This is a genomic window from Rathayibacter sp. Leaf248, from assembly GCF_920939495.1.
Taxonomy (GTDB): Bacteria; Actinomycetota; Actinomycetes; order Actinomycetales; family Microbacteriaceae; genus Rathayibacter; species Rathayibacter caricis.
This window is the reverse complement of sequence record NZ_CAKLAV010000002.1, coordinates 817,474-830,818: the sequence shown is the minus strand read 5'-3', so window position 1 is coordinate 830,818 and position 13,345 is coordinate 817,474. Positions and strand designations below refer to the sequence as shown.

Below are 13,345 nucleotides of genomic sequence, written 5' to 3'. Positions count from 1 at the left end.
GACGACGGGCGTGCCCGCTTGACAGTGCCCGCGGGCGCCCGTGCAATGGACGCACAGTGCCACCGAGAGTCGACGCAGCAGTACCGGGGGGTTCATCGGGCGTCCCGATGACCCTGCGCCGTCGAGCCCTCGCGGGCCGGGGTCCGGACGCGAGGACGCCGAGCCGTCGGGCCGCACGCGCATCACGGCGACCCGCCGTCCTCCTCGCCCTCCTCGCGTTCGCCGCGGCCGTGCTGGCGCCGAGCGCCATCGCCGCAGCCCCGCTCTCGATCACCTCCCCCGCGGCACGGTCCGTGATCTCGGGCGGCCCGACGACCGTCACCGGGACGGGAACGGCGGGGAACGAGATCCAGGTCGGTGTGCGCGGCGGCGGCGATCCCTTCTGCATCACGACGGTCGCCTCCGATGACACCTGGAGCTGCCGCGCCGACCTCGACGACGGCCCCCTCGTGCTGAACGCGGTCGAGCTCCTCGCCTCCGGAGGCACGACCACCGCGACCGTGCAGGTCGCCGTCCTCAGCCCCCCGGTCATCCAGTCAGTCGACGGCTCCGCGACGTCGGCGGGCTCCGTCCGCGGCACCGCCTACCCGGGCGCCGCCGTGGCCGTGACGAGCGACGGCGGAGCGGCGTGCCTGGCGACCGCGGATCGCTCCGGCGCGTGGTTCTGCCAGCTCGCGCCCACTCCGACCCCCGGCAGCTACCGCGTGACCGCGACGCAGAGCGCCTCGTTCGCCGGGCGCACGGTCTCCGAGCCGAGCGCCGCCGTCCGGCTCGTGGTCGACACCGCCGCACCACCCGCACCCCGGATCACCTCCCCCGGTGCCGGCGCCTCCCTCCCGATCACCGGGGCCGTCTACGCGGGCACCGGCGTCGACGGCACGCGCGCCTACGTCTACGTGGACCGGGTCAACACCTGCGATGCGGCGGTGAGCGGAGGCGTCTGGACCTGCACCGGCGGCACCGTCACCGCGGGCCCGCACCGCGTCTCGGCGATCCTGGGCGACGCCGCCGGCAACTACGGCTCCCCGAGCCCGTGGATCGACGCGACGTTCGCGGCCTCGACGCCGACACCCTCGGCGACCGCTCCGACCCCCGCCGCGACGCCCGGAGCCACCACGCCGGGCGCCGCGCCGTCGGCCGTCCCCGGCTCACCGTCCCCCGCGCCGAGCACCGCGTCGCCCCGGCCCACCCGGACTCCGGCGCCCGTGCGGCCGAGCACCCCGACCGCCGCTCCCGCCCCGGAGTCGACCGGCGGCGCCACCGCCGTGCCGCTGCCCGAGCCGACGACCCCGGAAGCGGCGCCGGCCCCCGACCCCGGCGTCGGCGGCGCGCCGAAGCCGGGCAGCTGGAGTGCGGCGACCGGCATGACGACCGCCCTCTCCTCCGGAGCCCCGCTGGGCACCGCAGCCGATTGGATGCGGTCGCTCGCCCTGGCCGTCGCCTCGCTGGCGCTCGTGGTCGTCCCCGCCCGTCTGGCCGTCGCCGGGCGCGGACCGCGGCAGGAGCGGGCTTTCCAGCTGACGGGCCGCAACCGCGCCCGAGTGGAGTACGACGACAAGCCGGACCGCGCGCCCGCCTCGACCCGCACGATGGTGGTCGGGATGATCGGCTGCGCAGCCGGCCTCGCCCTGCTCTCGGGCCGCGTGGACAGCGAGCCCGCCTACCTCCGCCTGCTGATCGCCGTGATCCTCGCCACGGCCGTGGTGAACGCGGTGGCGGCCGGCGTGCCCGCGCTCGTCGGCCGGCGCCTGGGCCTGCCCGGCATCGGCGTCGTGGCGTCCCCGCGCGCACTGCTGCTCGTGGCCGGCGCGGCGCTGCTCTCCCGCTTCGCCGGACTCGATCCCGCCTTCCTGTTCGGCGTGGTGATCGGCCTGATGCTGCCCGACGGAGCGACCGCGGTCGACCGAGCGAAGCTCGCGGTGGTGCGCGTGGTCTCCCTCCTGGGTCTGGCGGGTCTCGCGTGGGGCCTCTCGGCCGTCGTCCCCGCTGGAGGCTCCTTCGTCGGCGCCCTCACCGCCGAGGTCCTCAGCGCGACGACGCTGCTCGCGGTCGGCTCGAGCGTCGTGCTCCTGTTCCCCGTGGGCCGTCCGGCGGGGCAGAGCATCCTGCGCTGGTCGCCCGCGCTGTGGCTCGGACTGACGCTGCTAGCGACGACGGTGCTGTTCCTGCTGCTCACGCCCACGATCGCGGCCTGGGCGACCGAGGGCGGCGCCGGACCGGTCGTCTTCGCCGTCGTCGCCTTCACCGTCGTCTGCACGTCCGTCTGGGCGTGGCGCCGGTTCGTCGAACCGGAGCAGTAGCGCCGGGAGCGGCTCCGCGTGCGCGGCGTCAGCCGATCGACGCGGGCTCGCGCACGTCGTCGTCCGGCAGGACGTCCACGACCGCGCCCACGGTGAACTCCCCCAACGTCGCCACGCCGTCGTAGACGCTGAGGAACGCCGTGTCGGCGGCATCGCGTCCCGTGGCGATCCGCACGAGGCTCCCCCGCGGAGCGAGGGTGGTCGCGTCGACGACGCGCCACTGCCCGTCCACCCAGGCCTCGGCGACCGCGTGGAAGTCCATCGGCTGCAGGCCCGGTGCGTACACCGCGACCAGGCGCGCCGGCACGTCCAGGGCCCGGAGCAGCGCCACGACGAGGTGCGCGAAGTCGCGGCAGACCCCCTGCCGCGCGAGCAGCGTCCGCTCGGCGCCGTCGGTGGGCAGACTCGAGCCGGGGACGTAGGCGAGTCGGGTGCCCACCCAGGAGCTCACCGCGGCGAGCAGATCAGAGCCCGCGAGACCGGCGAACTCGGCCCGGGCGGTCGCCCACAGGATGTCCGACTCGGCGTACCGGCTCGGCCGCAGGTAGCGCAGGCGGTCGACCTCCTCCCCCTCGAGCGGGGCGAGGCGGCCCTCGATGCGGGCGGAGTAGTCGATCACCAGCTCGCCGACCCCGGGTTCGAGGACGTGCAGCCTCGTACCGTGCTGGTCGAGCACCTCGCGGGGCCGGACGGCCTCGCCGCCGAGGGTCACGGTGAGCGACTCCTCGGCCGCGTAGTCCGCCGCGACCGCGAGCGAGAGCACGAGGAACGCGGGGCGCGCCACGTCGAGGGTGAGGTGGGCGGAGACGTCGCGCTTCATGGTCGCTCTTCCTGACGGGTGCGGGGAGGTGCAGGACGGCGGGCGCGCAGACCCCTTACGGGCCCTGCTCGCCCTTCGGGGGCGGCGTGGGCGCGGCGTCCGGCTCCTGCACGAGCTGCAGTCCGCCGGAGGAGTTGGCCGACGCCGTGAGGAGGTCGATCCAGGTGCGGTTGATCGAGGGCACGCGGCCGCCGAAGTACTTGAAGTAGAGGGGCACGGAGGGATCGAGCCAGATGCTCGAGCGGCCGTCGCCCACGGCCGGGTCGTCGCGCCAGGAGAAGAAGAAGCTCTCGCGACGGCGCAGCTTGTTCGCGATGACGATCTGGACGTGCGTGAGCGTGCGGTCGTCGAATTCGATCTCGACGCCCGAGGCGCCGTAGAGCAGCTTCCCCATGGAGGTCTCCTGCCACCCGTCTCCGGGCGGTGCGGTACGGTGCCCTGCGGCACGAGAAGAGGACGGGGCCGTACGACCTCGCCCTCCGATGATACGGACGGTTCCGGCTCCCGCTGGGACGGCGCACGCGCGATCCCGGCAGAGGAACCGCCTGGCCACGACTCTATTCGAGCCGCCGGCGCCGGATCGGGGATTGACGGGGTCCGCACCGACCGGTAGCCGCGGCCGTACTCCTCCTGCGGATCGCGGGACCCGCCGGGCCACTCGGTCCGGATGTCGGAGGTCGGACGTACGGTACCCGCATGATCGAATGCAGCAGCTGTGGAACCGATGCCGTCGTCCTCGATCGCTCCGGAGCGGACGAGGCCTTCCCGGAGGACCTGATGGTCCTCTGCGCCGACTGCACCCCCGGCGAGATCACCGAGGTGCTCGCCGCCAGGTTCCTGGCCGACCCGACCGGACTGCGGAGCGCGCACGCCCGAGCAGCCTGAGCGCTCGACCGAGGGCACTCGACCGGCCCGTCGCTGCAGCGTGCTCGCCTCGCTACCGGGCGGATTCGACCGCGGAGCGATTCCCCTCCGGGCCGGGGCGGCAGGGCTCGTCCCGAGCCCGTTCGCTCGGCCGGAACATCCTCATACGACGCGAACCGGGGCCCGAGGGCTGATCACGCCCCGTTCCGGGGCTTCTCGCGCGGGTGGGCCTCCTCGAAACGACGCGAACCGGGGCCCGAGGCTGGGTCATGCCCCGTTCAGGGGCATCTCGCGCGGGCGAGCCTCGGCGGAACGACGCGAACCGGCGGGTGAGGGCCCGTCCCGAGCCTTCCGAAGAGGCGCGCATCGCCGACCGGTCGAGCGGCGCAGCATGCATCCGGATCAGAACGCGTCGATCGGGCACGCGCGACGAGCTCGCGAGGTGCCCCCACTGGGACTCGAACCCAGACTGAGACGATTTTAAGTCGTCTGCCTCTGCCGATTGGGCTATGGGGGCGGCTTCCGCGGGGCGCGATCACGCGCCCCGCGAGAGCGGGGTCAGGACTTCGCGGGCTCTCCGCCGACCGTGACGGGCGCTCCGGCGGGGCCGGGGGTGCCTGCGGCGGGAGCGGCGGCGGCCGGAGCCGGCTTCGGGCGCGACGCGTAGGTCTCGAAGGAGCCGCGCGGGTACTCGCGGGCCTCGATCGAGGCGATGTCGCGGCCGAGCCAGAGGTTGTTCCACCAGCCCCACACCACGCGGAACTTGCGCTCCCACGAGGGCATCGCCAGGCCGTGGTAGCCGCGGTGCATGACCCAGGCCGGGAAGCCCTTGATCGCGATCTTGCCGGACTGGAAGACGCCGACGCCGATGCCGAGACCGGCGACCGCTCCGACGTTCTTGTGGAAGTAGTCCTTCGGCTTCTCGCCGCGGAGGACCGCCACGATGTTCTTGGCCATGAGCTTGCCCTGGCGCACCGCGTGCTGGGCGTTCGGCACGCAGTAGCCGCCGACGCCGCCTCCGGTGAGGTCGGGCACCGCGGTCGCGTCGCCCGCGCCCCAGGCGCCCTCGACGAGGACGTCGTCGTGGCCGACGCGGAGGTCGGGGCGCACGCGCAGGCGTCCGCGCTCCTCGATCGGGAGGTCGGAGTTCTTGATCGACGGGTTCGCCATGACGCCGGCGGTCCAGATGATCAGGTCGGACTCGAAGGTCTGGCCGGTCGAGAGCTCGATGACGCCGCCCTCGGCCGACTTGAGCTGCGTGTCGAGGTGGACCGTCGCTCCGCGCTGGTCGAGGTTCTTCAGGACCCAGTGGCTCGTCTCGAGGGCGACCTCGGGCATGATGCGGCCCATCGCCTCGACGAGGTGGAACTGCGTCTCCTCGAAGTCGATCTCGGGGTAGCGCTTGAGCAGGGCGCTCGCGAAGGAGCGGAGCTCGGCGAAGACCTCGATGCCGGCGAAGCCGCCGCCGACGACCGTGACGGTCAGCAGGCGCGAGCGCTCGGGGCCGGCGGGGAGCGTGGCCGCCTTGTCGAAGTTGGTGAGGATGCGGTCGCGGATCGCGGTCGCCTCCTCGATCGTCTTGAGGCCGATCGCGTTGTCGGCGACGCCCGGGATCGGGAAGGTGCGCGAGACGGATCCGGCGGTGATGACGATCTGGTCGTACTCGAAGTCGTAGGGCTCGCCCACGGTCGGAGTGATCACGGCGGTCTTCGCGGCGTGGTCGATCTTCGTGACCTTCGCGGCGAGGATCGCGGTCTTCTTCAGGTGACGGCGGAGCGACACGATGGCGTGACGCGGCTCGATCGAGCCGGCGGCCACCTCCGGGAGGAAGGGCAGGTAGGCCATGTACGGCAGCGGGTCGACGATCGTCACCTCGGCCTCGCCGGCGCGCAGGTACTTCTCGAGCTTCCACGCGGTGTAGAAACCGGCGTAGCCGCCACCGACGATGAGGATTTTGGGCACGGTGAACTCTCCAGAGGGATGGACTGTGCGAACACCCTACTACTCGCGAAGTGCCCGCTCTCGACGGCGGGTGGCAGCACTGACCCCGACGAATCGGAAGTCTAGCGAAGTGCGGGCCGACCGGGGCGTTCCCGGGCGGCGGGATCGAGCGCTCAGGCCCCGTCGGGCTCGAACGGGCGGCAGACGCAGCGCTCGGGCGACCAGTCGGCCCGCGCGAGCGCGAGATCGCCGATCGGGTTCACTCCGGGACCGGCCGCGAGCGAGTGCGCCGCCAGCGCGTGCAGGCACTTGACCCGGGCGGGCATGCCGCCGGAGGAGATGCCCGCGATCTCGGGCACGGAGCCGACGCTCTCGCGGTCGGCCAGGAACGCGCGGTGCGCGGCGGCGTACGCCTCGCGCACCTGCTCGTCCTCGGCGAGGAGCTCGTTGTACTCGGCCATCACCTGGGTCGCCTCGAGCTGCGAGATCGCGGCCGTCGCGGCGGGGTGGGTGAGGTAGTAGAAGGTCGGGAACGGCGTGCCGTCGGCGAGCCGCGGACTCGTCGAGACGACCGTCGGGTTGCCGCACACGCAGCGCGCGCTGATGCCGACCACGTCGCGGGCGGGACGCCCCAGCTGGGCGGAGACGACGGCGACGTCGCGCTCGGTGGGCGGGTCGAAGGGGGGCGTGGTCACGGGGGCTCCAGGGGACGTCGGACCGGACGGAACGGTCCAGTCTACGCCGGGGCGGTCAGGGTGCGGGGGTGGCCGCGGGAGCCGGGGCGGGCTCCTCGGCCGGCGCGAGCTCGTCGATCGTCGGCTCGCCCAGGCCGGCGACCGCGATCGAGGACAGCAGCGCGCCCGCCCAGTCGGTCGGCGTCTGCTGCACGGAGTCGCTCGCCGGCTGCTCCGCCTGCTGGGCGACGGCGATGTCGTCGAGCACCAGGTAGCTGACCTCGCCCGGCATGACGAAGTAGAGCCGCTCGCGGGCCTGCGCACGGATGAAGGCGGGGTCGGACCAGCGCGTGCGCTGCTCGTCGAGGTTCTGCGACTGCGTCTTCGCCTCGTCGACGGTGCGCTGGAGCTCGGCGATCTCGGCACGCTGCTCGACGAAGGTCTTGATGCTCGGCGCGAGCACGACGACCGCCAGGATCAGGATGCCCATGATCAGGAGCGTGAACCCGGAGCCGCGGACGCCGGCGACCCACGCCGACGAGGGCGGCGCCGGAGGCTGCTTCGGCCGAGCGGGGCGGGAGCCGCCCGCGCGGGGGGTGCCGGGGCGGGATCCGGTGCGGCTCGAGGAGCCGCTGCGCTTCGCCCCGGTGGAGGAGCCGGCCGCCGGACCGGAGGACGGGGAAGGCTTCTTCCCGCCGGGCTTCACCGGGGCCGCGGTCGTCTCCGGCTCGGGACGCCGGGGCGCGGAGCCGGGCGCGGAGGGTCGGCGGGGCGGGCGGGCCATGGCGGTGCCTCCTCGATCGCGGTGGGCGGGACGGACGGGGAACGGGAGCGGCCCCGGCGCCCGCACCGAGGTGCGGGACGACCGGGGCCGTCGGCCGAGGCTACGCCGAGAAGCGCGGGAAGGCGGAGCGACCCGCGTAGGTCGCCGCACCTCCCAGGATCTCCTCGATGCGCAGCAGCTGGTTGTACTTCGCGACGCGGTCCGAGCGGGCCGGGGCGCCCGTCTTGATCTGGCCGCCGTCCACCGCGACCGCGAGGTCGGCGATGGTGGTGTCCTCGGTCTCGCCGGAGCGGTGCGAGAGGATCGCGGTCATGCCGCTGCGCTGGGCGAGCGCCACGGCGTCGAGCGTCTCGGTGAGCGTGCCGATCTGGTTGACCTTCACGAGGATCGAGTTGCCGGCCTTCTCGGCGATGCCGCGGGCCAGGCGCACGGGGTTCGTGACGTAGAGGTCGTCTCCGACGAGCTGCACCTTGTCGCCGATCTCGGCGGTGAGGTGGGTCCAGCCGGCCCAGTCGTCCTCGTCCAGCGGGTCCTCGATGGAGACCAGCGGGTAGTTCGCGACGAGGTCCGCGTAGTACGCCGAGAGCTCCTCCGCGGTGAGCTTCTTGCCCTCGAACGTGTAGGCGCCGTCGTTGTAGAACTCGGAGGAGGCCACGTCGAGCGCGAGTCCGATGTCCTTGCCGGGCGTGAAGCCGGCCGCCTCGACGGCCTTGAGGATGAAGTCGAGCGCCTCGCGGTTGGTGGGCAGGTCGGGGGCGAAGCCGCCCTCGTCGCCCAGGCCCGTGGCGAAGCCGGCCTTCTTCAGCTGCGCCTTGAGGGCGTGGTAGATCTCGACGCCCCAGCGCAGGCCCTCCGAGAAGGACTCGGCGCCGAGCGGCACCGCCATGAACTCCTGGATGTCGACGCCGGTGTCGGCGTGCGCGCCTCCGTTGATGATGTTCATCAGCGGCACGGGCAGCGTGTGCGCGTTCGGGCCGCCGACGTAGCGGAAGAGGTCGAGGTCGGCCGACTGCGCGGCGGCCTTCGCGACGGCGAGGCTGACGCCCAGGATCGCGTTCGCGCCCAGGCGCGACTTGTTCTCGGTGCCGTCGAGCTCGATCAGCTCGGCGTCGACGAGGCGCTGGTCGGTGGCGTCGAAGCCCTCGATGGCCGGGCCGATCTCGTCGATGACGGCGTCGACGGCCTTCTGCACGCCCTTGCCGAGGTAGCGCTCGGAGTCGCCGTCGCGCAGCTCGTAGGCCTCGAAGGCCCCGGTGGACGCGCCCGACGGCACGGCCGCACGCGAGGACGCGCCGTCCTCGAGCAGGACCTCGACCTCGACCGTGGGGTTGCCACGGGAGTCCAGAATTTCTCGGGCGACGACTGCCTCGATAAGGGCCACAACTATCTCCTCTTGACGGGTGCGCTCCCGGAGGGTGGGAGCGGTCGGGAAGGAGTCTACTGACCGCCTTCGAACGGGAGGGGAACGCCGGGCGTGCGTAGACTTCCAGGGCCCTGCACCCGAGCCGGCGGCGACGGCGCCCACGTCGGCGCACCGCGCCGCCCGAGCCCCCCGGAGGATCCCGTGACCAGCACCGCCGCCGCCCTCGTCGAGCGCCTCACGGAGGTCGTCCCGGACTTCCCCGAGCCCGGCATCCTGTTCCGCGATCTCACTCCGGTCTTCGGCGACGGCGAGGCGCTGCGGGCGGTCGCCGACGCCCTGCTCGAGCCCTACCGCGGCCGGATCGACGCGATCGCCGGAGTGGAGGCCCGCGGCTTCCTGCTCGCGGCGGCGGCCGCCTACTCGGCCGGCCTCGGCGTCGTCACCATCCGCAAGCCCGGCAAGCTCCCCCGCGCCCTCCTGCGCGAGGACGCGACACTCGAGTACGGCACGACCACGCTCGAGGTGCACGAGGACGCGGCGCCGAAGGGCGCGCGCCTCCTGCTCGTCGACGACGTGCTCGCGACCGGCGGCACCCTCGATGCGAGCCGCCGCCTCATCGCGCGGGCCGGCTGGAGCCTCGAGGGCATCGCCGTGGTGATGGAGCTCGACGGCCTCGGCGGCCGCGAGCTGCTCGCGGGCAGCCGGGTGGACGCGCTCGTCACCGTCTGACTCCGCGCGCCGCCTCAGTTCAGCGAGAGCGACATCCGCGAGAGCACGAAGGTCTCGACGACCTGCACGACCATGTAGAGCACCAGCGAGACGCCGGTGACGAGCACGACCGCAGACCAGACGTCGTCGAAGCGGGCCTGCGCCGACCAGGCCGAGATCGAGCCGCCGATGCCGTTGCCGGTCGACAGCCACTCGGCCAGCAGGGCGCCCGTGATGGCGCCGGGCACCGAGACCCGGATCGCGGCGAACAGCGACGGGAGGGCACCGGGGATCGCGACCTTGCGGATCGCGGTGAGGGTGGATCCTCCGTAGACCGAGACCACGTCGAGCATCTGCGGCGACGCGTTGTTCAGGCCGAACGCGATCGTGACCAGCGCGGGGAACAGCACCACGATGCCGCCGACGACGGCCACGGAGGCGATCGTGCCCTGGCCGAAGACCAGGATGATCAGCGGCGCCATCGCGATGAGCGGCACCGAGCGCAGCAGGAGAGCGAACGGCATGAGGGCGTGCTCGACGCCCTTGGACAGCCGGAAGAGGATCGCGATGAGGATCGCCACCACGAGTCCCGCGGCGAAGCCGATGAAGGAGTCCCAGAGGGTGACCGCGAAGAGCGCACCCAGCTCGGCGCGGTGCTCGGCCGCGCCCTCGCCGGCCACCAGGTGGTCCCAGACGTCCCACGGGCCCTTGATCACGTAGGGAGAGACCCCGCTGAAGAGGATCACGCCGATCCAGATCGCGAGGACGATCACGATCGTCGACAGCGCGATCAGCGCGCTCTTGCGCAGGCTCTTGAGGGTCGCTCCGAGTGCGGCGGAGCGCAGCTGACGGCGGAGCTCGTCGACCGCGAGGATCGACGTCTCGGTGGACTGCTCGGTCCTGCCTCGGGTGAGGGTCATGATCACGCCTGCTTTCCGGAGGACCAGGGCGCGACGAGGCGGCCGATCAGTCCGACGATGCCGTAGCCCAGGAGCGCGACGCCCGCGCAGAGCAGGAAGAGCGCCCAGACGCGGGGCGAGTTGAGCGAGACCTGCGCGGCGACCAGGATCGGCCCGACGCCGGTCTCGATCTTGCCGAAGTACTCCCCCAGGATCGCGCCGAGGAACGCCGCGGGGACCGCGATCTGCAGCGCCGACAGGATGTTGGGGAGCGCCGCGATGATCCGCACCTTGCGCAGCTGCGTGAACTTCGTGCCTCCGTAGACCGTGACCACGTCGAGCGACGCCTTGTCGGCGGCTTTCAGCCCGAGGAGGCTGCCGACCACGGTGGTGAAGAAGACGGAGAGGCCGGCGAGGAACACCGCGGTCGCGCTGGGCAGACCGGGAGCCTCGGCGCCGCCCATGATGAGGAGGACGAGCGTGCCGATGGCGACGATCGGGACGCAGTAGGTGACGACCGCGAGCTGCGACACGACCCCCTCCAGCCACGGCACGACGAGGACGAGAGCCGAGAGCACCAGGGCGAGGAGGTTGCCCCAGAAGTAGCCGACCGCCGCCTCGCCGATCGTGACGGAGAAGTTGCGCCAGTAGAAGCCGAATCCGTCGTCGATCGCCACCTGCACGACCTGCACCGGAGTGGGCACCACGGCGTAGGTCGAGGAGCCGGTCGGCGCGCTGACGAGCGCGATCACCCACCAGACGGCGACGATGCCCAGCACGCCGAGGAGCCCGGCGGCCCAGGGCGGGAGCGAGAAGGAGCGCCGCTCGACGGCGGGAGCGGGGGAAGCCGTGGCCATGCGGCCCTCCTAGTGGTCGTCGGCGGCCGCGCCGCCGTCGCCGAACAGGAGCTCGGACGCCTGGTCGACGTACGCGTGGAACTCGGGCGTGCGCTGCATCTCGGGGGTGCGCGGGCGCGGGAGGTCGATGTCGATGATCTCCTTCACCCGACCCGGCCGCGGGCTCATCACGGCGACGCGGTCGGACAGGAAGATCGCCTCCGAGATGCCGTGCGTGACGAGCAGCGTGGTGGCGGGCTTCTCGGTCCAGATGCGCAGCAGCTCGAGGTTGAGCTTCTGCCGCGTCATGTCGTCGAGCGCGCCGAACGGCTCGTCGAGCAGGAGCACCTCGGGCTTGAGGATGAGGCAGCGCGCGATCGAGACGCGCTGGCGCATGCCTCCCGAGAGCTGCGCGGGCTTGGCCTTCTCGAACCCGCGGAGGCCGACGAGGTCGATGAGCTCGTCGATGTAGGACTGGTCGACCGACTTGCCCGCGATCTCGAACGGGAGGCGGATGTTCGACATGACGCTGCGCCACGGGAGGAGCGCGTGGTCCTGGAAGGCGATGCCGAGCTTGTTGTCGCGGCGCAACTCCTTCGGGGTGCGGCCGTCGACGCGGATGGAGCCGGACGTCGGCTCCTCCAGCCCCGCGAGGATGCGGAGGATCGTCGACTTGCCGCATCCCGAGGGGCCCAGCAGTGCGAGGAAGCTGCCCTGATCGGTGTGCAGATCGGTGTCCTGCAGCGCCGTGACGCTGCGGGCGCCCATCCGGAACGTCTTCGACAGGCCGTGGATCTGGATACCGGTGCCGCCGGCATCCTGCTCGCGCAGGATGCCGGCGTCGGTCGTGTCGGTCACGGGTGGTGCCCTTCGTGGAGGTGGATCAGTGCCGGATCAGGCGGTGTAGTCGACGAGCTCGGGGTTCTCCTCGTAGACCTCGGCGAGGAGGGTCATGTCGAAGAGGTCGTCCGCCGAGATGTCGATGCCGGCGCCGGCGAGGGACGCGATGGTCTCGCTCTGCAGCTCGTCCGAGATCGTGAAGAGGCCGTTGGCGACGGTGTCGTCCGAGACGACGAGCTGCTCGGCCTGGATCGTGGCGCCCTCCTTCGAGGAGGCCTCGTCGAGGCCGAGGTCCTTGCCGTAGTCCTCGATGGCGAGCATCGCGCCCGCCTCCGGGTCCTTGACCGCGTCGGACCAGCCCTTGATCTCCGCGACGAGGAACGCCTTGATCGCGTCGCGCTTCTCCGCGATCGTCTGGTCGGTGACCGTGAAGGTCTCGGCGACGAACGGGAGCCCGTTGTCGGCGAAGGGCAGGTTGACGACCTCGTAGCCCTCGTTCGCGACGGTGATCGACTCGTTGGTCAGGTAGGCGATGAAGCCGTCGACCGTGCCGTTGATGAGGACCGAGGGGTCGTACTCGACGGGGACGACGGTGAGGTCCGACTCCGAGAGCCCGTTGGCGGCGAGGAGCGCCTGGAACAGCGAGGTGTTCGACGCCTGGACGCCGATCTTCTTGCCGGCCATGTCGGCCGGGGTCGCGATGTTGCCCGCGGTCGCGATGGAGAGGACCGTGAAGGGGTTCTTCTGGAAGGTCGCGCCGATGATCTTCAGCGGCGCCTCCTGCTGGGCGATCACGGTGCCGACCGAGACGGCGTCGCTCAGCGCGACATCGGCGGAGCCGGAGAGCAGCTCGGCGGTGCCGGTCGAGGGGCCCGCGGTCAGGGTCACTCCCGAGAGGCCGGCGTCGGTGTAGTAGCCCTTGGAGTCGGCGAAGAACTCGCCCGAGAACTCCTCGTTCTTGATCCAGGAGAGCTGGACCTTCAAGGTGCCGAGGTCCCCGCCCTCACCGGACCCGCCGGTGGAGGCCGAGGAGTCGGAGGCGCAGGAGGCGAGGACGGACGCGCCGCCGATCGCGAGGCCGGCGACCCCCGCCATGCGGAGGAGGCTGCGGCGGTCGAAGGCCGGGGTGCGGAAGGGCGACAGGGTCAAGGGGGACTCCTCGGGTCGAGATCGTCGGGCTGCAGGACGCGGCCGCGGTGATGCTGCTGCTGTGGTGCGCGGGTGGCGGCGTGGTACCCGTCCAGGCGCGCCAAGTCGCGCCGATCGGGTGCCTCGACGCTATCCTCGGGAGATTTCTCGGGTGTGTCCGCAGATTT

The 13,345-nt window shown here is 72.4% G+C and carries 13 protein-coding genes and 1 tRNA gene; 3 read left to right on the top strand and 11 right to left on the bottom strand.

The annotated features are described in order from the left end of the window. The first annotated feature begins 107 nt into the window (after positions 1–107). Positions 108–2,300 (top strand): hypothetical protein, encoded by a 2,193-nt coding sequence (locus LRG51_RS16885; protein ID WP_055793709.1) that lies wholly within the window; start codon positions 108–110, stop codon positions 2,298–2,300. Positions 2,301–2,328: 28 nt separating this feature from the next. Here the strand turns inward: LRG51_RS16885 and LRG51_RS16880 are convergent, their stop codons facing one another. Together LRG51_RS16880 and LRG51_RS16875 are read right to left on the bottom strand one after the other, a co-directional pair. Next, positions 2,329–3,120: a transglutaminase-like domain-containing protein gene (locus LRG51_RS16880; protein ID WP_055793711.1), complete on the bottom strand. Its 792-nt coding sequence runs from the start codon at positions 3,118–3,120 to the stop codon at positions 2,329–2,331. A gap of 55 nt (positions 3,121–3,175) precedes the next feature. Further along, positions 3,176–3,514, bottom strand: a complete 339-nt coding sequence (locus LRG51_RS16875) for a DUF7882 family protein (RefSeq protein ID WP_055793712.1) — start codon at positions 3,512–3,514, stop codon at positions 3,176–3,178. A gap of 302 nt (positions 3,515–3,816) precedes the next feature. Between LRG51_RS16875 and LRG51_RS16870 the strand changes: the two genes are divergently transcribed. Continuing rightward, positions 3,817–4,005, top strand: a complete 189-nt coding sequence (locus tag LRG51_RS16870; RefSeq protein WP_230673853.1) for a hypothetical protein — start codon at positions 3,817–3,819, stop codon at positions 4,003–4,005. 422 nt (positions 4,006–4,427) lie between these two features. Here the strand turns inward: LRG51_RS16870 and LRG51_RS16865 are convergent. The 5 genes from LRG51_RS16865 to eno all read right to left on the bottom strand — a co-directional run bounded on the left by LRG51_RS16865 (position 4,428) and on the right by eno (position 8,764). Then, positions 4,428–4,501 (bottom strand) — tRNA-Leu (locus LRG51_RS16865). Positions 4,502–4,542: 41 nt separating this feature from the next. Further along, entirely contained in the window at positions 4,543–5,946 is a 1,404-nt protein-coding gene (locus LRG51_RS16860) for an NAD(P)/FAD-dependent oxidoreductase (RefSeq protein ID WP_107575542.1), read from the bottom strand. Positions 5,947–6,098: 152 nt separating this feature from the next. Further along, complete coding sequence (locus tag LRG51_RS16855) at positions 6,099–6,620, bottom strand: DUF501 domain-containing protein (RefSeq protein ID WP_055793716.1); 522 nt, start codon at positions 6,618–6,620, stop codon at positions 6,099–6,101. Positions 6,621–6,675: 55 nt separating this feature from the next. Continuing rightward, positions 6,676–7,383, bottom strand: coding sequence for an FtsB family cell division protein (locus LRG51_RS16850; protein WP_055793718.1), 708 nt, complete (start codon positions 7,381–7,383; stop codon positions 6,676–6,678). A 100-nt stretch (positions 7,384–7,483) separates the two neighbouring features. Next, on the bottom strand, positions 7,484–8,764 hold the full coding sequence (gene eno / locus LRG51_RS16845; RefSeq protein ID WP_055793720.1) for a phosphopyruvate hydratase: 1,281 nt from the start codon (positions 8,762–8,764) through the stop codon (positions 7,484–7,486). Positions 8,765–8,947: 183 nt separating this feature from the next. Between eno and LRG51_RS16840 the strand changes: the two genes are divergently transcribed. Further along, on the top strand, positions 8,948–9,475 hold the full coding sequence (locus LRG51_RS16840) for an adenine phosphoribosyltransferase (protein ID WP_230673850.1): 528 nt from the start codon (positions 8,948–8,950) through the stop codon (positions 9,473–9,475). Between the two features lie 14 nt (positions 9,476–9,489). Here the strand turns inward: LRG51_RS16840 and LRG51_RS16835 are convergent, their stop codons facing one another. From LRG51_RS16835 to LRG51_RS16820, 4 genes are all read right to left on the bottom strand, one after another. After that, complete coding sequence (locus LRG51_RS16835; RefSeq protein WP_230673847.1) at positions 9,490–10,374, bottom strand: ABC transporter permease; 885 nt, start codon at positions 10,372–10,374, stop codon at positions 9,490–9,492. A gap of 2 nt (positions 10,375–10,376) precedes the next feature. Beyond that, positions 10,377–11,210: an ABC transporter permease gene (locus LRG51_RS16830; RefSeq protein WP_055793724.1), complete on the bottom strand. Its 834-nt coding sequence runs from the start codon at positions 11,208–11,210 to the stop codon at positions 10,377–10,379. A gap of 9 nt (positions 11,211–11,219) precedes the next feature. After that, positions 11,220–11,957 (bottom strand): ABC transporter ATP-binding protein, encoded by a 738-nt coding sequence (locus LRG51_RS16825; RefSeq protein WP_082481620.1) that lies wholly within the window; start codon positions 11,955–11,957, stop codon positions 11,220–11,222. A 126-nt stretch (positions 11,958–12,083) separates the two neighbouring features. Continuing rightward, on the bottom strand, positions 12,084–13,178 hold the full coding sequence (locus LRG51_RS16820) for an ABC transporter substrate-binding protein (protein WP_230673845.1): 1,095 nt from the start codon (positions 13,176–13,178) through the stop codon (positions 12,084–12,086). Positions 13,179–13,345: the final 167 nt, after the last annotated feature.

Bases quoted from the DNA above. Each gene is read 5' to 3' on its own strand.
- LRG51_RS16885 (WP_055793709.1), top strand. From the start codon at position 108: ATGACCCTGCGCCGTCGAGCCCTCGCGGGCCGGGGTCCGGACGCGAGG.
- LRG51_RS16880 (WP_055793711.1), bottom strand. From the start codon at position 3,120: ATGAAGCGCGACGTCTCCGCCCACCTCACCCTCGACGTGGCGCGCCCC.
- LRG51_RS16875 (WP_055793712.1), bottom strand. From the start codon at position 3,514: ATGGGGAAGCTGCTCTACGGCGCCTCGGGCGTCGAGATCGAATTCGAC.
- LRG51_RS16870 (WP_230673853.1), top strand. From the start codon at position 3,817: ATGATCGAATGCAGCAGCTGTGGAACCGATGCCGTCGTCCTCGATCGC.
- LRG51_RS16850 (WP_055793718.1), bottom strand. From the start codon at position 7,383: ATGGCCCGCCCGCCCCGCCGACCCTCCGCGCCCGGCTCCGCGCCCCGG.
- LRG51_RS16835 (WP_230673847.1), bottom strand. From the start codon at position 10,374: ATGACCCTCACCCGAGGCAGGACCGAGCAGTCCACCGAGACGTCGATC.
- LRG51_RS16830 (WP_055793724.1), bottom strand. From the start codon at position 11,210: ATGGCCACGGCTTCCCCCGCTCCCGCCGTCGAGCGGCGCTCCTTCTCG.
- LRG51_RS16825 (WP_082481620.1), bottom strand. From the start codon at position 11,957: ATGGGCGCCCGCAGCGTCACGGCGCTGCAGGACACCGATCTGCACACC.